At 68.9% G+C, this 22,189-nt stretch carries 24 protein-coding genes; 18 read left to right on the top strand and 6 right to left on the bottom strand.

From position 1 onward, the window contains the following. Both C474_RS19740 and C474_RS19745 read left to right on the top strand, forming a co-directional pair. Nucleotides 1-1,434, top strand: a 1,434-nt coding sequence (locus tag C474_RS19740; protein WP_008389970.1) for an efflux RND transporter permease subunit, incomplete at its 5' end; no start/stop codon positions are given. Nucleotides 1,435-1,500: 66 nt separating this feature from the next. Continuing rightward, on the top strand, nucleotides 1,501-2,277 hold the full coding sequence (locus C474_RS19745; RefSeq protein WP_008389971.1) for an inositol monophosphatase family protein: 777 nt from the start codon (nucleotides 1,501-1,503) through the stop codon (nucleotides 2,275-2,277). A 9-nt stretch (nucleotides 2,278-2,286) separates the two neighbouring features. On the opposite strand, the gene C474_RS19750 is transcribed toward C474_RS19745, so the two are convergent. After that, the gene (locus tag C474_RS19750) at nucleotides 2,287-2,529 is read right to left on the bottom strand and encodes a hypothetical protein (RefSeq protein ID WP_008389972.1); all 243 of its coding nucleotides are present in this window, start codon (nucleotides 2,527-2,529) and stop codon (nucleotides 2,287-2,289) included. 41 nt (nucleotides 2,530-2,570) lie between these two features. Next, on the bottom strand, nucleotides 2,571-2,852 hold the full coding sequence (locus C474_RS19755) for an acylphosphatase (protein WP_049917212.1): 282 nt from the start codon (nucleotides 2,850-2,852) through the stop codon (nucleotides 2,571-2,573). Between the two features lie 96 nt (nucleotides 2,853-2,948). Between C474_RS19755 and C474_RS19760 the strand changes: the two genes are divergently transcribed. The 8 genes from C474_RS19760 (at nucleotide 2,949) to C474_RS19790 (ending at nucleotide 12,109) form a co-directional block, all read left to right on the top strand. Then, nucleotides 2,949-4,331, top strand: coding sequence for a phosphohexomutase domain-containing protein (locus C474_RS19760; protein ID WP_049917213.1), 1,383 nt, complete (start codon nucleotides 2,949-2,951; stop codon nucleotides 4,329-4,331). A gap of 133 nt (nucleotides 4,332-4,464) precedes the next feature. Beyond that, nucleotides 4,465-5,610 (top strand): BMP family lipoprotein, encoded by a 1,146-nt coding sequence (locus C474_RS19765; protein WP_049917214.1) that lies wholly within the window; start codon nucleotides 4,465-4,467, stop codon nucleotides 5,608-5,610. A gap of 45 nt (nucleotides 5,611-5,655) precedes the next feature. Further along, nucleotides 5,656-7,251, top strand: coding sequence for an ABC transporter ATP-binding protein (locus C474_RS19770; protein ID WP_008389978.1), 1,596 nt, complete (start codon nucleotides 5,656-5,658; stop codon nucleotides 7,249-7,251). Continuing rightward, nucleotides 7,248-8,465 (top strand): ABC transporter permease, encoded by a 1,218-nt coding sequence (locus tag C474_RS19775; protein ID WP_008389980.1) that lies wholly within the window; start codon nucleotides 7,248-7,250, stop codon nucleotides 8,463-8,465. Before C474_RS19770 ends, C474_RS19775 begins: the two co-directional genes overlap by 4 nt. After that, on the top strand, nucleotides 8,458-9,510 hold the full coding sequence (locus tag C474_RS19780) for an ABC transporter permease (RefSeq protein WP_008389983.1): 1,053 nt from the start codon (nucleotides 8,458-8,460) through the stop codon (nucleotides 9,508-9,510). Before C474_RS19775 ends, C474_RS19780 begins: the two co-directional genes overlap by 8 nt. Before the next feature lie 76 nt (nucleotides 9,511-9,586). After that, complete coding sequence (locus tag C474_RS19785; RefSeq protein WP_008389984.1) at nucleotides 9,587-10,426, top strand: hypothetical protein; 840 nt, start codon at nucleotides 9,587-9,589, stop codon at nucleotides 10,424-10,426. A gap of 37 nt (nucleotides 10,427-10,463) precedes the next feature. Continuing rightward, nucleotides 10,464-10,622 (top strand): hypothetical protein, encoded by a 159-nt coding sequence (locus C474_RS22765; protein ID WP_008389986.1) that lies wholly within the window; start codon nucleotides 10,464-10,466, stop codon nucleotides 10,620-10,622. A gap of 113 nt (nucleotides 10,623-10,735) precedes the next feature. Beyond that, nucleotides 10,736-12,109: a geranylgeranyl reductase family protein gene (locus C474_RS19790; RefSeq protein WP_008389988.1), complete on the top strand. Its 1,374-nt coding sequence runs from the start codon at nucleotides 10,736-10,738 to the stop codon at nucleotides 12,107-12,109. 31 nt (nucleotides 12,110-12,140) lie between these two features. Here C474_RS19790 and C474_RS19795 read toward each other — a convergent pair whose 3' ends face one another. Continuing rightward, nucleotides 12,141-13,412, bottom strand: a complete 1,272-nt coding sequence (locus C474_RS19795; protein WP_008389989.1) for an amidohydrolase — start codon at nucleotides 13,410-13,412, stop codon at nucleotides 12,141-12,143. Between the two features lie 191 nt (nucleotides 13,413-13,603). Between C474_RS19795 and C474_RS19800 the strand changes: the two genes are divergently transcribed. Both C474_RS19800 and C474_RS19805 read left to right on the top strand, forming a co-directional pair. Beyond that, on the top strand, nucleotides 13,604-15,124 hold the full coding sequence (locus C474_RS19800; RefSeq protein WP_008389994.1) for a Na+/H+ antiporter NhaC family protein: 1,521 nt from the start codon (nucleotides 13,604-13,606) through the stop codon (nucleotides 15,122-15,124). Next, on the top strand, nucleotides 15,121-15,384 hold the full coding sequence (locus C474_RS19805; RefSeq protein ID WP_008389997.1) for a DUF7513 family protein: 264 nt from the start codon (nucleotides 15,121-15,123) through the stop codon (nucleotides 15,382-15,384). The genes C474_RS19800 and C474_RS19805 overlap by 4 nt, the downstream gene beginning before the upstream one ends. 50 nt (nucleotides 15,385-15,434) lie before the next feature. Here C474_RS19805 and C474_RS19810 read toward each other — a convergent pair whose 3' ends face one another. Then, nucleotides 15,435-15,767, bottom strand: coding sequence for an uS10/mL48 family ribosomal protein (locus tag C474_RS19810; RefSeq protein WP_008389999.1), 333 nt, complete (start codon nucleotides 15,765-15,767; stop codon nucleotides 15,435-15,437). 160 nt (nucleotides 15,768-15,927) lie between these two features. Here C474_RS19810 and C474_RS19815 point away from each other — a divergent pair, with 160 nt between their 5' ends. Together C474_RS19815 and C474_RS19820 are read left to right on the top strand one after the other, a co-directional pair. Continuing rightward, nucleotides 15,928-16,401, top strand: a complete 474-nt coding sequence (locus tag C474_RS19815) for a bis(5'-nucleosyl)-tetraphosphatase (protein WP_049917215.1) — start codon at nucleotides 15,928-15,930, stop codon at nucleotides 16,399-16,401. Between the two features lie 143 nt (nucleotides 16,402-16,544). Next, nucleotides 16,545-17,585, top strand: coding sequence for a DUF5787 family protein (locus tag C474_RS19820; RefSeq protein ID WP_049917241.1), 1,041 nt, complete (start codon nucleotides 16,545-16,547; stop codon nucleotides 17,583-17,585). Here the strand turns inward: C474_RS19820 and C474_RS19825 are convergent. Next, nucleotides 17,575-18,081: a DUF5797 family protein gene (locus tag C474_RS19825; protein WP_008390005.1), complete on the bottom strand. Its 507-nt coding sequence runs from the start codon at nucleotides 18,079-18,081 to the stop codon at nucleotides 17,575-17,577. The two genes, C474_RS19820 and C474_RS19825, sit on opposite strands and share 11 nt — an antisense overlap. A gap of 132 nt (nucleotides 18,082-18,213) precedes the next feature. On the opposite strand from C474_RS19825, the gene C474_RS19830 reads away from it, so the two are divergent. Then, nucleotides 18,214-18,987, top strand: a complete 774-nt coding sequence (locus C474_RS19830; protein WP_008390006.1) for an enoyl-CoA hydratase/isomerase family protein — start codon at nucleotides 18,214-18,216, stop codon at nucleotides 18,985-18,987. A 60-nt stretch (nucleotides 18,988-19,047) separates the two neighbouring features. Here C474_RS19830 and C474_RS19835 read toward each other — a convergent pair whose 3' ends face one another. Continuing rightward, entirely contained in the window at nucleotides 19,048-20,589 is a 1,542-nt protein-coding gene (locus tag C474_RS19835; RefSeq protein ID WP_083862095.1) for a methyl-accepting chemotaxis protein, read from the bottom strand. 156 nt (nucleotides 20,590-20,745) lie between these two features. Between C474_RS19835 and C474_RS19840 the strand changes: the two genes are divergently transcribed. From C474_RS19840 to C474_RS19850, 3 genes are all read left to right on the top strand, one after another. Beyond that, nucleotides 20,746-21,003, top strand: coding sequence for a DUF5789 family protein (locus tag C474_RS19840; RefSeq protein ID WP_008390009.1), 258 nt, complete (start codon nucleotides 20,746-20,748; stop codon nucleotides 21,001-21,003). Between the two features lie 77 nt (nucleotides 21,004-21,080). Continuing rightward, entirely contained in the window at nucleotides 21,081-21,404 is a 324-nt protein-coding gene (locus tag C474_RS19845) for a transcription factor S (RefSeq protein ID WP_008390010.1), read from the top strand. A 150-nt stretch (nucleotides 21,405-21,554) separates the two neighbouring features. After that, nucleotides 21,555-22,166, top strand: coding sequence for a hypothetical protein (locus C474_RS19850; protein ID WP_008390011.1), 612 nt, complete (start codon nucleotides 21,555-21,557; stop codon nucleotides 22,164-22,166). Nucleotides 22,167-22,189: the final 23 nt, after the last annotated feature.

Raw genomic sequence — 22,189 nt, forward strand, 5'->3', positions numbered from 1 at the left:
TTCACGTTCCTCATCTTCGGCGTGTTCCTCCCCGCCGCGAAGGTGTGGATGGACCGCCGCAAGGAGTCGTGGCCGATTCCGACGTTCAGTCAGAAACCGCTCGGGCGCGAGGGCTCCTCGCTCGGCGAGGTGCTCGGCGTCGGCGTCGGTATCGCCGACCGAATTCCCGTGCTGTTCGTCCTCGCGGCCCTCCTGTTCAGCGCCGGCGCGGCGGGCTACGCGACGGGCGTCGACACCTCGTTCACGCAGGAGGACTTCCTCCCGCCCGAGGAGGTGCCCTCCTACCTGCGGTCGCTGCCGGAACCGTTCGCGCCGAGCGACTACTCCGTCGTCGCCACGCTGAACTTCCTCGAAGAGCGCTTCACGAGTTCGCAGGGGGGGTCGGTGACGATATACGTCGAGCGGCCGATGGAGCAGGACTCGGCGCTCGAAGAGATACACCGCGCCGGCGAGGACCCGCCGGACTCCTTCGTCGTCACGGACGGCCGCGCCGAGTCGACGAGCGTCGTCACCGTCATCCGCGACTACGCCGAGCAGGACCCCGAGTTCGCCCGCCTCGTCGCCCGGAACGACGCGAACGATAACGGCATCCCCGACGACGACCTCGGAGAGATATACGACTACTTGGAGACGTCGCCGGCGTCCTCGCAGGTCGACCGGTACCTCGCCGAGGATCATCGCAGCGCCCGCGTCGTCTACACCGTCTCGGCCGACGTGGCGGACGCCGAGGCGACCGAGGACGGCGAGCAGATGGCCGAGCGCTTCCGGTACGAGGCCGTCGCGACGGGCGACATCGTCGTCTTCCAGGCGGTGTCGGATCTCATCTTCAACTCCGCGGTGACGAGTCTCGCTCTCGCCCTCGGGGGGACGGTGGTGTTCCTCGTGTTCAGCTACTGGCTCCTCGACGGCCTCCCCTCCATCGCCCTCGCCAACCTCCTGCCCATCGTGGTGTCGGTGGCGGGCGTCGCGGCGACGATGCGCCTCCTGGGAATCTCGTTCAACGCGTTCACCGCAACCATCCTCTCGCTCACCATCGGGTTGGGCATCGACTACTCCGTCCACGTCGTCCACCGCTTCGTCGACGAGCGAAAGGGGGCGGACCTGCACACGGCGCTGCGGCGGACCGTCGTCGGCACGGGCGGTGCCCTCATGGGGAGCATGTTCACGACGGCGTTCGGCATCGGCGTCCTCGTCCTCTCGCTGCTCTCGGTGCTGGGGCAGTTTGGCGTGCTCACGGCCGTCTCCATCGTCTACTCGTTCCTCACGTCGCTCGTCATCCTCCCCTCGGCGCTGGTCATCTGGGACCGCTTCGCCAACGAGAGCCCCGACGTGCCGATGGGCGGGGCGCCGGCGGGCGCGGACGCGGATGCAGATTCGGGGTCGGATTCGGACCGCCTCGCCACCGACGGCGGCCGGAACCGCGAGGGTCGGTAACGACCGACTCGAGCCGTCTCGGCCACCGCCCGAGGCTATTTCTCGGTGGCCGCCGACTGCCCGACCATGACCGACAGAGCGACGGTCGCCGAGGAGTCGGCGACCGCAGGCGCGAACGTAGCGATGGGGATGTTCGAGGAGGACATCGCGACCGAAGAGAAGACCTCGAAGACGGACGTGGTGAGCGAGGCGGACGCCGCCGCCCAGGACGAGATACTGGACGTCATCGCCGAGCACTACCCCGACGACGCCGTCGTCGGCGAGGAGGGGGACACGCCGAAGGAGGCCCCCGAGGAGGGCGACGCCTGGATCGTCGACCCCATCGACGGCACGTCGAACTACCTCCACGGCTTCACCGCGTGGTGTCAGGCGGTGGCGGCCGTCCGCGACGCCGAACCCGTCGCCGCCGCGGTGACGCGGCCGGCCGTCGGGCACACGTTCGTCGCCGACGAGGACACCCTCCGCAAGAACGGCGAGGAGACGACGGTGAGCGACGAGACGGACCCCGAGCGCTTCGTCGTCTCGCCCACGCTGAAGGTGAGCGACGACAACCGCGGACAGTACATGTCGGTCATCGAGACCTGCTTCGAGGAACTGGGCGACATGCGGCGCATCGGGTCGGCGCAGGTGACGTTCGCCATGGTCGCCGCGGGGTCGATAGACGCCGCCCTCGGCATCGGTCAGGCGCACCCGTGGGACACCGTCGCGGGCGTCCACATGGTCCGGGCGGCGGGCGGCACCGTCACCGACCTCGACGGGAACCGCTGGCGGCACGACAGCGACGGCATCCTCGCCTCGAACGGCGAGGCCCACGAGGACGTCCTGGAGATGCTCGGTTTCTGAGTCGGGCAGTCAGAACCGGCCGACCCGCGCGGCGCGCGTCGCCCCCCACGCGAGGACGACGACGCCGACGACGAATCCCCCGAGGGCGACCATCAACGGAACGGGTTCGAGAAGCGCCCCGCCGAGGAACGGGCCGCGGACGAGGAGGTAGCCGGTGCCGGCGGTGACGGCGAGGCCGACGAGCGTCACGAACCCGTAGACGTACGCGAGGACGCCGAACCCGCCGCGGTCCGTTCTCGGGCGATTACTCATACCCTCCCAGACGCTCTCAGCGACTTAGCCTTCGCCCTCTCTCACCACTCGATTTGGAACCCCGACTCGCCCTCGGGGTCGCCGTACTCGACGTCGACGGACTCCACCTCGGCGGCGTCGCTGCCGGTGTGACACCACTCGACCACTTCTTCGACGTCGCCTTCGGGGCCCTCGAACACGGCCTCCACGCGGCCGTCGTCGAGATTCTTCACCCAGCCGTCGAGGTTCCGTTCGCGGGCGGCGTCGCGCGTGCTGGCCCGGTAGTAGACGCCCTGCACCCTGCCGGTGACGAAGACGTGGGCGCGCGTTCGCTCGTCTGTCATACCCACGCGTTCAGGCGCCACCGTCAAGTATCGGCCGGCCGCGGAACCGCCCCGAGAACCGAAGCCATCTAAGTGACGGGCCGCCGACTCGCCCACATGGAACTCTTCGGAACCGCCGGGATTCGGGGGGACGCGGCGACGCGCGTCACGCCCGAACTGGCGCTCTCGGTCGGTCGTGCGGTGGGTCTGGACGCGGTGGAGTCGAACAGGCGGGCGGAAGTCGTCGTCGGACGCGACGGTCGGACGACGGGGCCGGCGCTCGCCGCCGCCGTCGAGGCGGGCCTCGAATCCGCCGGCGCCGACGTGCGCCGCGCGGGCACCCTCCCCACGCCCGCCCTCGCGTTCGCCTCGCAGGGTCGCCGCGGCGTCATGCTCACCGCCTCGCACAACCCGCCGACGGACAACGGAATCAAGGTGTTCGTCGACGGCGAGGAGTACGACCGCGGCCTCGAACGAGGGGTCGAGGAGCGCGTCGCCGCCGACCCCTCGCCGGCGCCGTGGGAACTCTGGGGAGACGGCGAATCCGTCGACGTGCTCGCGGACTACCGCGAGGCGGTGGTCCGCTACGCCCGCGGGTTCGGCGCCGACCCCAAGGGCCTGAACGTCGTCGTCGACTGCGGCAACGGGATGTCCGCGCTCGGGACGCCACAGGTCCTCGGCCGACTGGGCGCGCGCGTCGTCACCCTCAACGGGCAGGTGGACGGTCACTTCCCCGGCCGGGGGTCGAAGCCGACGCCGGAGACGCTCTCTGACCTCCGGGCGTTCCTCGCCGACGAGGAGACCGAACCCGGCGGCGACTACGACTTCGGCATCGCCCACGACGGCGACTCCGACCGCATCGTCGTCGTCGACTCCGACGGCGATATCGTCCACGAGGACACCGTCGTGGCCATCCTCGCCGAACAGTTCGTGCGCGACGCCGAAGCCGACGACCCGGTGGTGGTGACGACGCCGAACGCCTCGGGCCGCATCGACGAACGGGTCCGCGCGGCGGGCGGCCGGGTCGAACGCGTCCGACTCGGCGCCCTCCACGAGGGTATCGCGTCGGCGCGCGCCGCCGGCGGCGACGTGGTGTTCGCCGCCGAACCCTGGAAGCACGTCCACCCCGAACTCGGCGGGTGGATAGACGGCGTCGCCTCCGCGGCCGTCTTCACCCGTCTCGTCGCCGAACGGGGTCTCGACGACCTACGCGAACCCGTCACCGAACGCCCGTACCGCAAGGTGAGCGTCGAGTGTCCCGACGAGGCGAAGCAGGCCGCCATGGCGCGCGTGTCGGAGGCGCTCCCCGAGGCGTTCCCCGAGGCCGACGTGGACACCGAGCACGGCGTCCGCATCGAACGCGCGGACGCGTCGTGGGCGCTCGTCCGGCCCTCGGGGACGGAACCGTACGTCCGGGTGTACGCCGAGGCCGACGACGTGGACGCGTTCGTCGACGCCGTCACCGACGTGGTGGCGGCGGCCGTCGACGCGGCCGCGTAACTGTACGGACGTGCGCGATTCCGCCGGCGAGAACAGCGTTCGTCCGCGTACGGCTGTTTCACTCACGGAATGAGAACGGAAACGACGCACTTATGGCCACCTCTCCTCGGTTATCTGGTAGGTGTCCACAGTCATGGATAGACGCAGATTCTTAAAGGCGACGGGTGTGGCAGGTATCGCGGGACTGGCCGGCTGTTCCGGCGGTCCCACGAGCGAGGGCGACGGAACGACCGCGGAGGGCACGGAGACGTCCTCCGACGGGGAGTCGACGGGAACGGGAACGGGCGAGGAGTCGACCGCGGGGTCGGGCCAGACCATCAACGTCGGGATGGTGTACGCCACCGGCGGACTGGGCGACGGGTCGTTCAACGACCAGGCGCAGCAGGGAATCCAGCAGGCGGCGAAGGAGTTCAACGTCCAGTACGACGAGGCGCAACCCGACTCCGTCTCGCAGTTCCAGAACTTCCAACAGCAGTTCGCCAGTTCGACCAGCCCGGAGTACGACCTCGTCAGCTGTATCGGTTACCTGCAGGCCGACGCCCTCTCGCAGACCGCCTCGGACTACCCCGACCAGCGGTTCATGATCGTCGACAGCGCCGTCGAAGCCGACAACGTGTCGAGCTACGTGTTCAAAGAGCAGCAGGGGTCGTTCCTCGCCGGCGTCATGGCGGGGAAACTCACGACCATGGAGTTCAGCGCGGGCGGCGGGTCGACGAAGCCCGACGAGAAGGTCGTCGGGTTCGTCGGCGGCGAGGAGGGCGACCTCATCGGCAAGTTCGAGGCCGGGTACACCGCCGGCGTCAAATACGTCGACGACTCCATCGAGGTCCAATCGACGTACGTCGGCAGCTTCAACGAACCGACGGCCGGGAGCGAGGCGGCCATCGCGATGTACAACAGCGGCGCCGACATCATCTTCCACGCGTCCGGTAACACCGGGACCGGCGTGTTCCAGGCCGCCCAGGAGAAGGGCAACTACGCCATCGGCGTCGACCGCGCTCAGTCCGTCACGAAGCCGTCGTACGCCGACGTCATCCTCGGGAGCATGGTCAAGCGCGTCGACACGGCGGTGTACACGTCCGTCGAGGCCATCGCCAACGACTCGTTCGACGGCGGGGCCGTCACGACGCTCGGCTTAGAGCAGGACGGGGTCGACCTCGTCTACGGGGACACGCTCGAATCGGAGATTCCCTCCGGGGTCAAAGACGCCGTCTCCGCCGCCCGCGAAGAGGTCGTCGGCGGGTCCGTCTCCGTCCCGACCGACCCCTCGAACGTCTAAATCGAATCGGCGGAGATAAACGATTCCTCACTCATTTCACCAACGATGCCACCAGCCGTCCGACTCGACGGGATAACCAAGCGGTTCCCGGGAGTCGTCGCCAACGACGACGTCGACCTCACCGTAGAGGCTGGGACGGTGCACGCGCTTCTCGGCGAGAACGGGGCCGGGAAGACCACGCTGATGAACGTCCTCTACGGCCTGTACGAACCGACCGAAGGAACGGTGTCCCTCGACGGCGAGGCGCGCGAGTTCGACTCGCCGCGCGACGCCATCGACGCCGGCGTCGGCATGATCCACCAGCACTTCATGCTGGTCGACCCGATGACCGTCGCCGAGAACATCACCCTGGGGAACGAACCGCGGAAGTGGGGCGGCCTCGCCGTGGACCGCGAACGCGCCCGCGAGGAGGTCACCGACCTGTCGGGTCGCTACGGATTCGACGTCGACCCCGACGCGCGAATCGAGGACGTCTCCGTCGGCGTCCAACAGCGCGTGGAGATTCTGAAGGCGCTCTACCGCGGCGCGGACGTCCTCATCCTCGACGAACCGACGGCGGTGTTGACCCCCCAGGAGGTCGAAGAACTGTTCACCGTCCTGGAGGAACTCACCGCGCAGGGTAAGACGATAATCTTCATCACGCACAAGCTCGGCGAGGCGCTCGAAGCGGCCGACGAGGTGACCGTCCTCCGCAACGGGAAGAACGTCGGTTCGCTCCCCACCGCCGAGACGGACCGCGAGGAACTGGCGACGCTGATGGTCGGCCGCGAGGTGCTGATGCAGTTCGACAAGTCGCCCGCCTCCCCCGGCGAGACGGTGCTCTCCGTCCGCGACGTCGGCGTCGAGGACGAACGCGGCGTCGACGTCGTCCGCGACGTGTCGTTCGACGTGCGCGAGGGCGAGGTGTTCGGCATCGCCGGCGTCGACGGGAACGGGCAGTCCGAACTCGTCGAGGCCGTCACCGGCCTCCGCGAACAGACCGAGGGCTCCGTCTCCTTCGAGGGCCAGCAGATAGACGACTGGTCGCGCCGCCGCCGCATCCGGGAGGGGATGGCCTACATCCCCGAGGACCGACAGGAACGCGGCCTCGTGATGGAGTTCGACCTCGTCGAGAACGCGATTCTCGGGAGCCAACACCGCGAGCCGTTCGCGGAGGGCGGCCGCATCGACTGGAAGCGCTCGCGTCAGCACGCCGAAGACGTCATCGAACGGTACGACGTCCGCCCGCCGAACGCCGACGCGGAGGCCCACTCTTTCTCCGGCGGGAACCAACAGAAGTTCATCGTCGGCCGCGAGTTCGAACGCGACCCGTCGCTCGTCGTCGCGACGCATCCGACGCGCGGCGTCGACATCGGGTCGACCGAGTTCATCCACGAGCGACTGCTCGACCTGCGGGACGACGGACGGGGGGTCCTCCTCGTCTCCTCCAAACTCGACGAGGTGCAGGGGCTCTCCGACCGCCTCGGGGTCATGTACGAGGGGGAACTGATGGACGTCGTCGACCCCGAGACGGTGACCGAGGAGGAACTCGGACTGTTGATGGCCGGCGAGTACCCCGACTCCTACGAGCGCGCCGCCCTCGCGGCGGACGCGTCCGCGGACGACGCGACGAACACGAACGTGGCGGGTGAGCGGTCGTGAATCTCCGCGACAGCGCGGAACGACTCGTCCGCGCCTCGGCGTTCGAGCGCTTCCTCATCAGCGCCGCGGCGCTCCTGTTGTCTATCGCCGTCGGCTTCGTCCTCATCCTCGCCGCGGGGCGGATGACGACGTGCGGGACGGCGGCTACCTCCTTTTTGGGCGTCGGCTTCTGTTACGACCCGATCACCGTCTACGACCGCCTGTTCCTCGGCGCGTTCGGCAACGTCTTCGCCGACCCGCTGAACGGGCAGTTCGCGACGACGCTGTCGGAGACGACGGTGTTGATGTTCACCGGCGTCGCCGTCGCCGTCGCCTTCCGCGCGGGCATCTTCAACATCGGGACGCAGGGGCAACTCGTGGTCGGCGCGTTGGCGACGGCCGTCTCCGTGTTAGCCGCCTCGACGCTCGTCAGCGGCCTCCTCGGGACGGTGCTTCTCGTCCCGTTCGGCCTCCTCGTCGGCGCCCTCTTCGGCGCCGCCTACGGGGCGATTCCGGGGCTGTTGAAGGCCTACGCGGACGCCAACGAGGTCATCACGACCATCATGCTGAACTTCGTCGCCACCTCCGTGGCGCTGTATCTCGTGCAGGACCACTTCGCGGACCCCGAGAGCGCCGCAACGCAGACGGTTCCGCTCCCGGACTACGCGGTGTTTCCGAGCACCGTGTTCAGACCGCGCGACGACTTCTCGCTCCTCGCCTTCCTCTTCGCCGCCGCCGTCCTCGTGGGCATCTACGTCTTCCTCGAACGGACCTCGTTCGGCTACGACCTCCGGACGAGCGGAATTCAGCCCGAGGCCGCCGAGTACGGCGGCGTCGACGCGCCGCGAACCGTCGTTACCAGCATGGCGCTGTCGGGCGCGCTGGGCGGCCTCGGCGGCGCGGTGTACGTGCTCATGATTCTCGGGAACTTCCAGACCGGCATCCCCTCGTACGGCTTCGATGGCATCACCGTCTCCATCCTCGCGGGGAACAACCCGCTCGGCGTCGGCTTCGCGGCCCTGCTGTTCGGCGTCCTCAAGAGCGGTTCCATCGTCGTCGACGTCGGGACGGACGTGCCGCCGCAACTGGTCGGCGTCCTCCGGGGTCTCATCATCCTGTTCGTCGCCATGCCGGAGTTCTTCCGGATGATCGGACGGCGCGTGTGGACGTTCGAGGACGACCCGAGTTCCCGTCCGGTCGCCGACGGCGGTTCGGGGGGTGAGACCGATGAGTAGCGATTCGTTCGGCGACCTGTCGTGGCGCCGCGTCGTCGGCGGCGCCGCGGTTCTCGGACTCGCCGTCCTCGCCGTCGCCGGCGTCGTCGCCCCCGAGTCCGACGCCGGTCGACTGCTCGACATCCTGACGGCGCAGACCACGCTCGCGGCGACGCTCCGCCTCTCGGTCCCCATCGCGTTCGCGGCGCTCGGCGGAATCTTCGCGGAGAAGAGCGGCGTCATCAACATCGGGCTCGAAGGTCTGCTCATCATCGCGGCGTTCACCGGCGTCTACCTCACCGACGTCACCGGCAGCGTCTGGATGGGCGTCCTCGGCGGCGTCGTCGCGAGCACCGTCCTCGCGGCGCTGTTCGCCGTCGTCTGCATCGAGTTCCGCGCCGACCAGGTCATCGCCGGCCTCGCCGTCTGGCTCATCGCGCTCGGACTCGCCCCGTTCGCCTCGCAGGTGGTGTACGGTGGACCGAACACGACCAGCGTCGAGACGGTGGGAACGCTGACGATTCCCCTGCTCTCGAGGATTCCGTTCTTCGGCGCGCTGTTCGACGCGACGCCGTTCGTCTACCTCATGTTCGTCGCCGTTGCCCTCTCGTGGTACACCATCAACCGGACGACGTTCGGTCGCTGGGTCCGCGCCAGCGGCGAGAACCCGAAGGCGCTCGATACCGCCGGCGTCGACGTCCAGCGCGTGCGCTACGCGGCCGTGCTGCTGTCGGGCGTCCTCGCAGGCGTCGGCGGCGCGGCGCTCTCTCTGAGCCTCGGACAGTTCACGGGCAACGGGGCGACGATGGTCAACGGCAAGGGGTTCATCGCCATCGTCGCCTACCTCTTCGGCAACTACAACCCGGTCGGCGCGCTCCTCTCGACGATGCTGTTCGCCGGCCTGGACGCCCTGCAGTTGACGCTGCAGGCGCGGGACGTGTTCGCCGTCCCGAAACCGCTCGTCCGGACCATCCCCTACGTGACGGTCATCGTCGTCCTCGCGCTGTTCGGGCGGACGCGCACGCCGGAGGCCGCGGGCGACCACTACGAGTCCGGCGACGACTGAGTTCGCCGGACGGGCCGGTTCTCAATTCGTGTAACCGGGACGGGAGAGTTAACTACCGACTCGACGACCACCGCGCATGCGATTGCGAGACGCCGTTCGACGCGCCGTCGGCTACCACCTCGGAGCGGTCCCGCCGACGCTCGCGGGCCTCGGCATCGCCGGCGCGGGCGTCTGGTACGGCGTCGGCGCCGGCGCTTCCGCGTCGGCGCTGGTCGGGAGCGGCCGTCTCGCGCCGACGCTCGGTTTCGTCCTCGTCGGTACCGCCGTCGCCGCCGTCGGCCGGACGGCCGTCCGCATCGACGCGACGGCCGCCGCCGTCTCCGACCGCCTCGGAGGCGGAGATAGCCTCGACCAGGACGACCTGCGGGAGACCGTTGCCATCGCCACCGACCGGGCCGTCGCCGCGTCATTCGAGGGCGCGGCCGCGGAGATAGAGGCGCGCGTCGTCGACGCTGTCGACCGCGCCGCCGCGGAGTCCGAACCCTCGCCCGACGCTCGACCCGACTCGAATCACGGCGACGGCGTCTCCCGCGCTGACGCCGCCTCTCGCGCCGACGCCCTCGACGCGTTCGCGGCGTCGGACCCCTCCGGACCGAACTCGCTCGCCGACGCCACCCGCCGCGCGAGCGAACGGGTCGAGTCCTACCTCGCGGAGGGGGACGCGGGAGCGTTCCGCGGACTCGCCGAGGGCGCCGACGGTGTCGCTTCCGCCGCCTCCGACGGTGCCACGTCCGCGGGCGCCGCGCCCGCAGACGGCGCGGAGATTCTCGACGGCGACCGCTCGGAGGGCGGTCTGCCGGACGGCACCGCCGGGGGCGACGACGCCGTCATCATCGACGGCGACGGCGAGGAGGCCGAAGGGAACGAGATGGTGTTCGGCGGCGACGTCCGGGATCCCGAGACCGACGGGGCGTAACGAACCACCTATCGCCACGCGGTCCGAACAGCGTGCCATGAGTTCACTCGACTCGGATATCGACGCCCTCGCGCGCCGCATCGAGCGAGAGATCCGGCGGAACGAGACGCGACTGGCCGCCCTCCCGGAGTTTAGTGGCGAGTGGCAGCGCGGCGCGACGGCGTCGATACCGGACGCGGACGACCTGTTCTTCTGAGTCGGCGACGCGGTTCGGTCGGCGTCCGTGGCCCGCCGCTGCGACCGCCGAACCGCGCCACCGCGCAAACGACAAATAAAGAGTTTTCCGCTCGCCCACGAGAGTCTGAACCAATGAGCACGACCCACGAGTACGACGTCGCCGTCGTCGGCGCGGGCACCGCCGGGTGCTACGCCGCCGCGACCATCGCTCGCGAGGGCCTCGACGTCGTCGTTGTCGAGCGAAAGACCGCCGAGGAGGCGGGACACATCGCCTGCGGCGACGCGCTGAAGGGGGCGAACGCGTTCCCCGACGCCATCCCGAAAGAGCAGATTCAGCCCGCGTTCACGAACACGGACGTCGACCACGGCCGCTTCGAGATTCCGCAGGAGGACTCCGTCCTCGAAATCCCGGTTCCGGGCGAACTCGCGGTCATCGACCGCTGGGAGTACGGCCGCCGCCTCATCGACGGCGCGGAGAACGCGGGCGCGGAGTTCCACTACGACACCGTCGTGCAGGACGTGACGCAGGACGACGACGGCCGGGTGACGGGCGTCCGCGCCAAGCGGAAGGGCGACGTCGTCGAGTACGAAGCCGACGTCACCGTCGACGGGGCGGGCGCGCTCTCCATCCTGCAGGACAAGGCGGACCTCGCGGACGCGACGTTCGACACGAACGTCGCCTACTCGCAGTTCTGCTCGGCGTACCGCGAAATCATCGAGGTCGAAGAGCCCGTCGACTGGTCCGACGCCCTCGTGTTCAAACCCGCGGAGGTCGCCGCCGGCTACATCTGGTACTTCCCGCGGACGGAGACGACCATCAACGCCGGCCTCGGTTTCCAGATGACCGAGGAACCGATGAAACTCGTCGACGACCTGAAGAAGGACCTCCGGTCTCGACCCGAGTTCAAGAACGCGACGGTGACGGACAAACTCGGCGCGGCCCTGCCGACGCGCCGCCCCTACGACTCCGCCGTCGCGCCCGGGTTCGTCGCCGTCGGCGACTCGGCGGGCCACGTCAACCCCACCACCGGCGGCGGCATCGCCGGCGCCGCCTACGCCGGCAAGTACGCGGGCGAACAGGCCGTCCGCGCCATCGGCGAGGGCGACGTGAGCGAGGAGGCCCTCTGGCACTACAACGAGCGCGTGATGGACCACTTCGGCGCCCGCTACGCCGGCCTCGACGTCTACAACATCCTCTCGACGGCCATCGACGTAAACGGCCTCACGGGACTCTTGGCCCGTCTGCCGGGCGAGAAACTCGCCGAGGCGCTCTACTCCGGGACCACCTCGTTCAGTCCGCGACTCGTCGCGAAGACCGCCAAGGAGTCCTACGGGTTCTGGGAGGAGATCTATCAGTTCTACCAGACGAAGAACGTCGCGGACGACCTGATGGGCCACTACAACCGCTACCCGCGCCGTCCGGGCGCACTCGACGGGTGGCAGTCCGAACGCGACCGCCTGATGGAGGAGGCGTACGCGGTCACCGGCGCCGACCCGAAGTACTGAGTCGCGAACCGCCCGCCGTCGCCCCGTCGGATTACGGACGCGACGACGCGATGTCGAGAACCGCTCCCGCGAGCACTTCGACGCCGAGTCCGATGGACTCCTCGTCGACGTCGAACGTCCGGGTGTGGTGGCCGCCGGGGTGGTCGGTGCCGACGCCGACGTACGCCGCGAGGCCGCCGTTGTCTTGGACCTCCTGCATGAGGTACGTCGCGTCCTCGCTCCCGCCGAGCGCGTCGGTTTCGATGACCGACTCGACGCCGCCGTTCGCCCTCGCGACGGCCGAGACGATGGAGACGAGTTCCTCGTCGCTCCTCGCCGAGGGGGCCTTCCCCTCCGTGGAGACGTCCACCTCACAGCCGTGCATCTCGGCGGCCGACCGGACGACTCGACGCCCCTTCTCCTCCATGTACTGCATCAGTTCGGTGGTTTCACCGCGCACTTCGCCGCCGATGGACGCCTCCTCGGGGATGATGTTCGAGGCGGTGCCGCCCTCGACGACGCCGGCGTTCACGCGCGTCGCGCCGTCGGCGTGGCGGGGGATGCCGTAGAGGTTCTGTATCGCCGTCGCCATCGCCTGCACGGCGTTGTCCCCCTCCTCGGGTTTCGCGCCGGCGTGCGCCGGAGCCCCCGTGAACGTCGCCTCGAAGTGCGAGACGGCGAGGAAGCCGTTGACGCCGGCGACGATTTCGCCGGAGGGGTGGTCGAGGCCGACGTGCACCGCGAGAAGGTAGTCCACGTCGTCGAGGTGTCCCGACTTCGCCATCGCCTTTCCGCCGGCTATCTGCTCCTCACCGGGTTGGAAGAACACCTTCAGCGTGCCCGCGAAGTCGCTCTCGGCCACCGCGTCGAGGACGCCGACGCCGATGGTCGCGTGGGCGTCGTGCCCGCAGGCGTGCATGTACCCCTCGTTCTCCGAGTGGAACCCGCCGGAGAAGGGGACGTGGTCGTCGCCATCGGACTCGGTGATCGGGAGGCCGTCGATGTCGACGCGGAGGGCGACGGTCGGTCCCTCGCCGCGTTCTAACACCGCCACCGCCCCGGTGTACCCGCCCCGGAGACGGTCGAGGATGTCCTCGCGCGCGCCGGCCTCGCGGGCGCGGTCGAACCACGTTTCGAGTTCCTCCTCGCCGGGCACGGCCATCCGGTCCTCCTCCGAGAGCACCTCGGGGCCGACGTAGAGGGCGTCGAGGTCGCGCGTCTCCAGTTCGTCGACGAGGCGGGCGGTGGTGTAGAACTCGCGCCAGGCGGGTTCGGGATGGCGGTGCAGGTCGCGTCGGAGTTCGACGAGGTCCGAGGACGTCATACCCAGGGGTCGACGTGCGCCGTGATAAATCTCGGTAACCCCGGGGGGTTTACCGGGAGGTCAGGGTCCGGGTTCGGGTTCCTCGGCGCTCGCGTTCCGCCGTTCGTTCACGGCGACGAGAACGTCTCAGGGGTCGTCTACTCGGACGAGAGCGGGCGGTTTATCATGGTCCGTCGTGACCGTGCGAGCGAATGACCGAACTGACCGAGGACGGCGGCGAGTTGCGGTTCCGCGGCGGCCGCCTCGCCAGCGCCGTCCCCATCGCGTTTTTCATCGTCTGGGCTATCGTCCAGAGCGGAGTGCTCGGCGTCGGCGACACGACCGGACTCGTCATCGGGATGCTCGTCGGACTCGTCGTCGGGATGTTCCTCGTGAAAGGGCCGTGGAAGAACTACGCCGACGCCGTCTTCGACGGGATGACCGAACGCGTCGCCGCGACGGCCATCGTCGCGTGGTTGTGGGCCGGCATGTTCGCCGAGACCATCCAGGTCGGCGGCTTCGTCGACGGCCTCGTCTGGGCCGCCGACGCCGTCAGCGTCGGGCCGTCGCTGTTCCCTGCGCTCACGTTCCTGCTCGCCGCCCTCCTCGCGACGGGCATCGGCACCGGCTACGGCACCGCCATCGCGTTCACCGCGTTGGTCTTCCCCGCGGGCGTCGCCCTCGGGGCCAATCCGGTGCTCCTGTTCGGCGCCATCCTCTCGGGGGCTGTCTTCGGCGACAACCTCGCGCCCGTCAGCGACACCACCATCGTCTCGGCCGTCACGCAGAACGCCGACATCGGCGGCGTGGTCGCTTCACGATTGAAGTACGCCCTCGTCGCGGCCGTCCTCGCGTTCGCCGCGTACCTCGTGGCCGGGCAGGCCATGAGCGGCGACCCCGTCAACGCGGGCACGGTCGGACAGGGGGTATCGGCGCTCGGACTCGTCCACCTCGTCTCCATTGCCATCGTCATCGCCACCGCCGTCGCCGGTCGGCACATCATCGAGGCCGTCTCGTGGGGACTGCTCGTCTCCGCCGTCCTCAACGTCGCCCTCGGCCTCGCCGAACCGTCGGCGATGCTCGCGTTCCGGGCGTCGCAGGAGTCGGGGCTCGTTCAGACCGTGGATTCGATTCCCGTCATCGGCGCGTTCGTCGTCCCCGTCGCGCCGGGCGAGACGGCCGTCGCCGGAAGCCTGTACGCGGGTGCGTCCGGCTTCTTCCCGCTCATCGTCCTCGTCCTGCTCATCGTCGCCGGCGCGCAGGTGATGCAGCGCGGCGGCGCGTTCGACGCCATCCTGAGTTTCCTGCTCGACAGCGTCGCCACCACCGTCCGCCGCGCGGAGACGACGATGGTGCTGGGCACCGCCCTCGTCAACGCGATGATAACCATCAACACCGCCGCCGAAATCGCCATCGCCCCGTACATCCGTACCCTGGGTCGACGGTTCAACATTAACGGCTACCGCCGCGCGAACATCCTCGACGCCAACACCTCCGCGCTGGGGTACATCTTCCCGTGGGGCGGCGGTCTGCTGGCGGGTTATACCTCGATGCAGAGTCTCCCTCAAGAGTACGAGTGGTTCACGCAGGCGATGGTCGTCAACCCGGCCAGCGTCTGGCCGTACGTGTTCCACGGCTGGTTCCTCGTCGGCGTCTTCCTGTTCGCCGCGTGGACCGGCTACGGATTGGAGTACGTTCCCGACCGCGTCAGCGAGGAGGTGAAGCGCGTATGAGCCTCTGGAACAAGCTAACCGCCGGCCTCCACCTCCGCACGGCGACGCCGACGTACGAACCGGGCGAGGAACTGGTCGCGTTCGTCACCGGCGCCGAGGGGTCGACGCTCCTCGTCCGCATCGGCGACTCCGTCATCGAACTGCCCGACGGGGACCCGGCGCTGGTGGACGCGACGGTCCGGTTCGAGGTGGAGTCCTTCGACGCCGGGACGCACCGCGGCCGCGGGCGACTGCTCGAAGTCGTCGAAGAAGCGGAGTGAGACGCGGCGGAGAACGGGAGAGAGACGAGACGTAGGTCGAACCGACGCCGCTACTTGTTGCGGTGGCCGAGCGGTTTCTTCTGTTCGACCTCTATCTCGACGTGCAGGCTCTCGGGGAAGTCCATGTGGCCCACCTCGCGGGCGATGTGGTCGTTTCCGTGTATCTCCAGTTTCCGGGAGTAGACGGTGTAGTCCCACGAGGAGAACTCGTCGCCCGGGGCGAGGTTTCGGTACTGCGGGACGGTGTGGTGCTCCGTCGGGGCGGCGTGCGGCCCCTTGCACTCGGCGCCCTTGCGTTCGATCATCTCCTGCAGGTCGGACAGTTGGTCCTCCAGTTCGTAGCGATTCCCGCTTTGGAACGTGAGTTTGGTTACGAAGGTCATGGCTGGGTGCGCGTAGGACGTGAGAGGATACCGAGGCGTAAAAACGCACCTACACGTCGTCTCCGTGCCGTTCACTCACGTCCCCCGACTGATGAACGGACGCGCGAAGCCGCTACAGGCACCGATAGCCTCTTAAAACCCGACACGGTTACGTATAGTAATGCCAGTGCAAGCGGTGAGCGCTGGAGCCATCCTCTTCCGCGACACCCGCGGCCGAAGGGAGTACTTGCTCCTGAAGAGCCGACCGGGGGACTGGGAGTTCCCCAAAGGCGGGGTCGAAGGGAAAGAGGAACTCCAGCAGACTGCCATCCGCGAGGTCAAAGAGGAGGCGGGCATCGAAGAGTTCCGCCTCGTCGACGGCTTCCGCGAAGATTACGACTACGTGTTCGAGGCGAACGGGAAGACCATCCACAAGACGGTACACCTGTTCATCGCCCGGTCGTTCGAGGCCAGCGCCGAACTGTCGACCGAGCACCGCGACCTCCAGTGGCGCGACTACGAACAGGCGCTCAACACCATCACGCAGGACGGGCCGAGAAACATCCTGAAGAAGGCCCACCAGTACCTCGACGACGTCGCCAGCGACGGCGACGGCGACGACGACGAGGAGGGCTCCCGCCAGTACCTCGCCTGAGTTCCGCGTCGTCGCGGTGGTCGCGTTCGTCCCCGTCCGCTCCGTCGGGGCCGTCGGTAGTGACCGCTCCGTCGACGACGCCCCGCGCGGACGCGAACGTCGAACCCGAAATCCACTTGCTGACGCGGCGCCGACCGACCCACGTGTACCCCGGAGACGCCGAGTTCGGCTTCGAGTTGCTCGTCTGTCGGTGGGCCGAGGAAGCGTGGCCCCCAGACGGAGAACGGAGCGAGGACGGGAGCGCCGTCCTCGTCGCCCGGCAACTCGGCACCAAGCGGCGGCGCTGGGACACCGTCGTCGTCGAGTGTGACCCGGCCGGACTGACGGCGCGCGCGCGCTTCGGCGACCGCGAACTCGACTCGGACCTCCTGCACGTCGTCCGTAACGCGCCCGCGGAGTGGGCGTGGTACCGCGACGCCCTGCCGCACCCCGGCTACCCGTGGCGCTACGTCCGCGCCGCCGTCCACCGCGCGGCCGGGCGCGGGGTCGTGGAGAAGCGCCGACGCGGCAACCGCATCGAGATTCGCCGCGTCGCGCCCTACCCCGATTGGGTGCGGCGCATCGTGGCCATAGAGAACAAGCCTGACCTCGACGCGTCGGCGGCGCGCGCCCTCTCTGACCAACTCACGCGCGACGTCGAGGACGCCCTCGCCGACGAGGTGTGGGTGGCGACGCACGCGACCGGGAACCGGGTCGAACCCGCCCTCCTCGAAGACGTGCCCGTCGAAGTCGGCATCCTCGCCTTCGCGTTCGACGCCGACGCGCCCGGCGAGGGGTGGGCCGACGCCGCCGTCGAGTGGCACCCGAGCGACGTGACGCCGCCGGACGCGGAGAGCGACGAGGAGCGACGGACGACGCGCCTCGAACTCGCCGAACGCGCCTACGGGTCCGGTTGGCGCTCGTACCACGATACGATGCGTCCGGACTGCCGGCACTTCGAACTCCGGCGGTTCGGCCGCGCCCTCGTGCCCCACTGTGCGGCGAAGGAGCGGTCGCAGACGGCCGCCGAGTGCGCCGGGTCCTGCCCGGAGTTCGAACCGGAACCGCCCGTCTGGCGCACCCGCGGGTGGCCCATCGAGGGCGGCCCGGGAAAGGGTATCAAGCGTCTCCTCGGCGACCGGCGAACACGGGTCAGAGAGTGCGAGGCCGCCGCCGAGGGGAAAGAGCGACCGTTCAGTCGGTGACTTCCACGTCGACTTCGTCGCGTTCGACGGCGAGGCGGAACGTCGGAACGGTCCGATAGACGACTTCGACGACGCCCTTCCGACGGAGGCTCTGGAGGGCGCGGCGGACCTCGTCGACCTCCGGGTCGGCGTCGTACGCCTCGCGGACCTTGTTCAACACGCTGACGACGCTCTCGGAGCGTTCGTCCGGTCCGGCGAGCACCTCGAACACCCGCGCTTCGAGGGCGGGCACGCGGATGACCGACGGTACCCCTCCCTCCTCCGCGTCGTCCACCTCGACGCCGGGTTCGACGTCGACCAACTCGGCGGCGTCGGCCGTCGCGCGGATGAGGCTGTTGTCGTCGCGGTAGTAGTACTCCTTCAGTTCGTTCTCGAGGTACTGGTGCACCTCGCTGCCGGACTCCAACCCCCAGCTATCTTGCAACTCCTTGTTCTTCGTCGGTTGGAGACGGACGACGTCCGCCAACCGTTCTTTCGCCTTCTCAGAGAGGGTCATACCGGGGTGGTTCTTCCGGGACGTAATAGACCTGTTTCATGCCGGACGCGAGTTGACCGGAGGACCGCGACCCCATCCGGGGAGGCGCCGTCCGGGCGAACGTTTACCCTCCCGCCCCGCGTCGCCTCGGCCATGTCGTGGGATACCATCAGACTCGACTGGGACGGCGACGTAGCGACCCTCGTCGTCGACAGACCCGACCGGATGAACGCCCTGAACGCCGACGCGTTGGACGCCATCGAGGAGGCTCTCGACGAGGCGCGCGAGGCGGAGGCGCGGTGTCTCGTCGTCACCGGCGAGGGCGACGAGGCGTTCGTCGCCGGCGCGGACATCGGCCACATGAAGGACCTCGGGACGGTCGAGGCGCAGGCGTACGCCGAGCAGGGCCACCGCATCGCCGCGGCCATCGAATCGTTCCCCGCGCCGACCATCGCCGCCATCAACGGCTACGCCTTCGGCGGCGGGTGCGAACTCGCCCTCGCCTGCGACCTGCGCGTCGCCTCCGAGCGCGCCCTCCTCGGGCAGACGGAGATAGACCTCGGCATCATCCCCGGCTGGGGGGGTACGCAGCGCCTCCCGGCGCTGGTCGGCGACGAGACGGCCCGGCGGATGATATTCTTCGGCGAACGCGTCGACGCGACGGACGCCTACCAGCGCGGACTCGTCGGCGAGGTGGTCGCGCACGACGAACTCAGAGGGCACGTCGCGGAGATGGCGGCCGAACTCGCAGGGAAGCCGCGGTTCGCCCTCCGCGCGGCGAAGGAGGCGATGAACGCCGTCCACGAGGCGCCGCGGGCGACCGGCCTCGACTTGGAGACGCGGGCGTGGAGCGGACTGTTCGGCACCCACGACCAGCGGGAGGGGATGGACGCCTTCCTCGACAAGCGGGACGCCGAGTTCGAGTGACGGAGCGAGCGAACAGCGAACGACCGAATCGCTGAAAAGAGAACGCCCGACCGACGGGGGTTACTCCGCGCCCGGAGCGGTCTGGGGGGCCTCGGCTGCCTCCGAGACGTCGTTTCGGACGTCGACGCCGGAGGCGTTCACGTCGATGTCGGCGATAGCTGCTCCGAGTTGCTCCAGCGACGCGGCGATTTCGCCGACGAGTCTGACCTGCTCCTCGTTCGCCTCTGCCGCCGTCTCGACCTCCGCGCAGACCTGTTTGGAGCGTTCGGTCGCGGTGTCTATCATGCTCGCCACCTCCTCGGTGCGGACCGCCTGGTCGTCCGTCGCGCCGGCGATGTCTTCCATCCCGGTCGACGTGGCGCTCACGGCGTCCACGATGGCCTCTTGGTTGTCCACCATCTCGCGGACGGCCTCGGCGCTGCTCCGGACTTCTTCGGTGACCGATTCGATGCTCCGGACCGTTTCGCCGGCGTCCTCGCGAGTCTCGTGGATTATCTCCTCGATGCGCTCGGACTCGGTCTGGACCTCGTTGGCGAGCGATTTGACCTCGTTGGCGACGACGGCGAACCCCTCGCCGGCCTCGCCCGCCCGCGCGGCCTCGATGTTGGCGTTCAGCGCGAGGATGTTCGTCTGGTCGGCGATGTCGTTGATGACCTCGACGATGTCGTCGATTTCGGCCACCTGGTCGGCGAGTTCGCGCGTCTGTTCGGCGGCCTCCTCGCCGGAGACGGCGACGTTCTCCATTCGCTCGACCGCGCGTTCGCCCGACTCGGTGCTCTCGGCGGCCAGTGTCTCGGCCTCCTCGGAGCGCTCGTTTATCTCGTCTGCCGAGGCGGCTATCTCCTCGACGGTCGCCGACAGCGACCCCACCTCGCCGGACACCTCGTCCATGTTCTCGGCCTGCTCGCCGGCCAGCGTCCGCGCCTCGTGGACGGCCTCGCCGACGCGGTCGGCGACCTGCGTCGCCTCGTCGGCGGTCGTCCGCATCTCTTCGGAGACCTGGCTCTGTGCGCCCGTTATCGCCCTGTTCTGCTCGACGAGGTCCGTGACGTCCGAAGCCATCTCCAACCCGGCGACGACCTCTCCCTCGGGGTTCCGGAGGGCGACGCCGGTCGAGCGGAACCACCCGTCCGCGTCGCCCGTGGTGACGTGTCGGAACTCGTCCTCACTGCGCGATTCCCCCTCGCGCGCGACGGTCTGTGCGAACGTCTCGACGTCGGCGGGAATCGGGAACGCATCGTAGACGTTCGTGCCGACGACATCGGTTCCCTCCATTTGGAACGCCGCCTCCGCGGCGGGGTTGAGATACGCGACGACGTCGTCGTCGTCGACGACGAACGCCGACTCGGGGTGCGATTCGACGACCTGTTCGAAGAGCCCGCGCCAGTAGTCCCGTTCGTAGCGGACCCGTTCCATCTCGTCCGTCGCGTCGGGTTCCGGCCGCAGTCCGCCCGTTGGGGCGGTGTGTCCGTCCAACGACGCGCCGCCGGCCGACGCGCCGCGCGCCGTCGCCGACTCCTCGGCGACGCCCCCGTCGGTCCGTTTCGCCGGTTCGTCCGTTCCTCTCACCGCTCTCCGTACCGCGCTTATCAAATCCCTCATGTGACAGTGGGGCCGCCGCCGCGTAATAAATCCCGTATCCCGAATATCAAAGATGGTACCAGTGGAGATTTGGCGGTCGTCGCCGTCGAACGGCGTCGTCTCTGGGGACCGACCGGCTCCCCGCAAGGATAAGTGCACGGACGACGACAGTAAAATATGACCGAACAGATAAAACTGAGTCGCGTCGAGCCCCGTCTGGAGGAGCTTTCGTACCCCGTTACGCGTGACGATGCGGCGATGGAACTGTCGGACGTGACGGTGCTCTTGGCCGACGGCGAGGAGAACCTCGGCGCCCTCGTCTCGGAGGTGGGGAGCGACTCCTTCTCCTCCGCGACGGACCTGTTCGAGGAACTGCAGAACGTAATGCCCATCGAAGCCGTCGGCGAACCCGGACAGTCCGACGGCGACGCCTAATTCCCCAGGGAGGGAGGCGACGGCGCGCGGACGGGTTCCCCGACGCTTAAGTACGAGAAGCGACTGCGTTCGGTAACATGGAGTTCTGCGACGAGTGCGGTTCGATGATGAAGACGGACGGCGGCGTCTGGGTCTGCGGGAACTGCGGCTTCGAGAAGGCGCGGGACTCGGCGAAGGAAGACCACATGACGTCGACGGCGGCCCGCGAGGACAGCGAGGTCGTCGACATGTCCGAGGTCGACGACGCCGAAATCGGACCCACGACCACGGTGAAGTGTCCCGAGTGCGGTCACGACCGCGCCCGGTACGAGATGAAACAGATCCGCTCGGCCGACGAGTCCGAGACGCGCTTTTTCACCTGCGTCGAGTGCGGCCACAAGTGGCGCGAGGACGACCACTGAACGGCGACGCGGCGGGTCGCCCCCTCGGCGATGAGGCGAACGATAGTGGCGTCCCCCCCTTCGCTCGCTCGACCGCACGACGCCGTACGGTCGGATGCGTACTCGGTCGCGGACGTCACTATAAGGGCGTCGCCGCCGTAGCGACGCACAGTGACGAGCGAACGCGCGCCGCCGTCGGTCCGCGTCCCCGACGGATGGGACCGGACGGCCTCGACGACGGAGACGGTGTTCGATATCAGAGTAGTCACCGTCGAGGCACACACGGTCGTCTTCGAGGACGCCCGCCTCGCGGACCGCGTCCGCGACCGGACGGGCGCCGACGGGACGTGGCGTTTCTTCTTCGCCAGTCGCCTCCGCTTCCGACCGAAGACCGGCGGGTCGAAGGCGCTGACCGAACTGGTCACCGACCGGGCAGACGACGGCTTCGTCGACCGACTGCGCGACCGGGGGTTCCGCGACGTCGAGCGTATCGAGTCCCGTCGCTTCGCCGTCGGCCGCACCGAGGCGAACCTGACGCGGTACCGCGCCGCCGTCGACGCCGTCGGAGACGGCGCGACCAGCGAAGGACCCGACGGTCGAGAGTCGACGACGGTGACCGCCGAGGCGTACCTCGCGGTGTGGCCCGCCGACGGCGAGTTCCTGGCGGCCGGCGGCGCGTACCCGGTAGGCGTCGACGGCGCGCTCTCGGAGGCGTTAGCGCCGTCGCTGGAACCGGAGCGACATAGAGAAGAATTGTTCGAGATGATTCGTTCCGTCGAGTGAACCGACGCGTCGTGAAGCCGGTC

The organism is Halogeometricum pallidum JCM 14848, assembly GCF_000337095.1.
GTDB lineage: Archaea > Halobacteriota > Halobacteria > Halobacteriales > Haloferacaceae > Halogeometricum > Halogeometricum pallidum.

What these genes read in the sequence shown, in the direction of transcription:
- C474_RS19745 (WP_008389971.1), top strand. Translation starts at nt 1,501, where the DNA reads ATGACCGACAGAGCGACGGTCGCCGAGGAGTCGGCGACCGCAGGCGCG.
- C474_RS19750 (WP_008389972.1), bottom strand. Translation starts at nt 2,529, where the DNA reads ATGAGTAATCGCCCGAGAACGGACCGCGGCGGGTTCGGCGTCCTCGCG.
- C474_RS19755 (WP_049917212.1), bottom strand. Translation starts at nt 2,852, where the DNA reads ATGACAGACGAGCGAACGCGCGCCCACGTCTTCGTCACCGGCAGGGTG.
- C474_RS19760 (WP_049917213.1), top strand. Translation starts at nt 2,949, where the DNA reads ATGGAACTCTTCGGAACCGCCGGGATTCGGGGGGACGCGGCGACGCGC.
- C474_RS19765 (WP_049917214.1), top strand. Translation starts at nt 4,465, where the DNA reads ATGGATAGACGCAGATTCTTAAAGGCGACGGGTGTGGCAGGTATCGCG.
- C474_RS19770 (WP_008389978.1), top strand. Translation starts at nt 5,656, where the DNA reads ATGCCACCAGCCGTCCGACTCGACGGGATAACCAAGCGGTTCCCGGGA.
- C474_RS19780 (WP_008389983.1), top strand. Translation starts at nt 8,458, where the DNA reads ATGAGTAGCGATTCGTTCGGCGACCTGTCGTGGCGCCGCGTCGTCGGC.
- C474_RS19785 (WP_008389984.1), top strand. Translation starts at nt 9,587, where the DNA reads ATGCGATTGCGAGACGCCGTTCGACGCGCCGTCGGCTACCACCTCGGA.
- C474_RS22765 (WP_008389986.1), top strand. Translation starts at nt 10,464, where the DNA reads ATGAGTTCACTCGACTCGGATATCGACGCCCTCGCGCGCCGCATCGAG.
- C474_RS19790 (WP_008389988.1), top strand. Translation starts at nt 10,736, where the DNA reads ATGAGCACGACCCACGAGTACGACGTCGCCGTCGTCGGCGCGGGCACC.
- C474_RS19795 (WP_008389989.1), bottom strand. Translation starts at nt 13,412, where the DNA reads ATGACGTCCTCGGACCTCGTCGAACTCCGACGCGACCTGCACCGCCAT.
- C474_RS19800 (WP_008389994.1), top strand. Translation starts at nt 13,604, where the DNA reads ATGACCGAACTGACCGAGGACGGCGGCGAGTTGCGGTTCCGCGGCGGC.
- C474_RS19805 (WP_008389997.1), top strand. Translation starts at nt 15,121, where the DNA reads ATGAGCCTCTGGAACAAGCTAACCGCCGGCCTCCACCTCCGCACGGCG.
- C474_RS19810 (WP_008389999.1), bottom strand. Translation starts at nt 15,767, where the DNA reads ATGACCTTCGTAACCAAACTCACGTTCCAAAGCGGGAATCGCTACGAA.
- C474_RS19815 (WP_049917215.1), top strand. Translation starts at nt 15,928, where the DNA reads ATGCCAGTGCAAGCGGTGAGCGCTGGAGCCATCCTCTTCCGCGACACC.
- C474_RS19825 (WP_008390005.1), bottom strand. Translation starts at nt 18,081, where the DNA reads ATGACCCTCTCTGAGAAGGCGAAAGAACGGTTGGCGGACGTCGTCCGT.
- C474_RS19830 (WP_008390006.1), top strand. Translation starts at nt 18,214, where the DNA reads ATGTCGTGGGATACCATCAGACTCGACTGGGACGGCGACGTAGCGACC.
- C474_RS19835 (WP_083862095.1), bottom strand. Translation starts at nt 20,589, where the DNA reads ATGAGGGATTTGATAAGCGCGGTACGGAGAGCGGTGAGAGGAACGGAC.
- C474_RS19840 (WP_008390009.1), top strand. Translation starts at nt 20,746, where the DNA reads ATGACCGAACAGATAAAACTGAGTCGCGTCGAGCCCCGTCTGGAGGAG.
- C474_RS19845 (WP_008390010.1), top strand. Translation starts at nt 21,081, where the DNA reads ATGGAGTTCTGCGACGAGTGCGGTTCGATGATGAAGACGGACGGCGGC.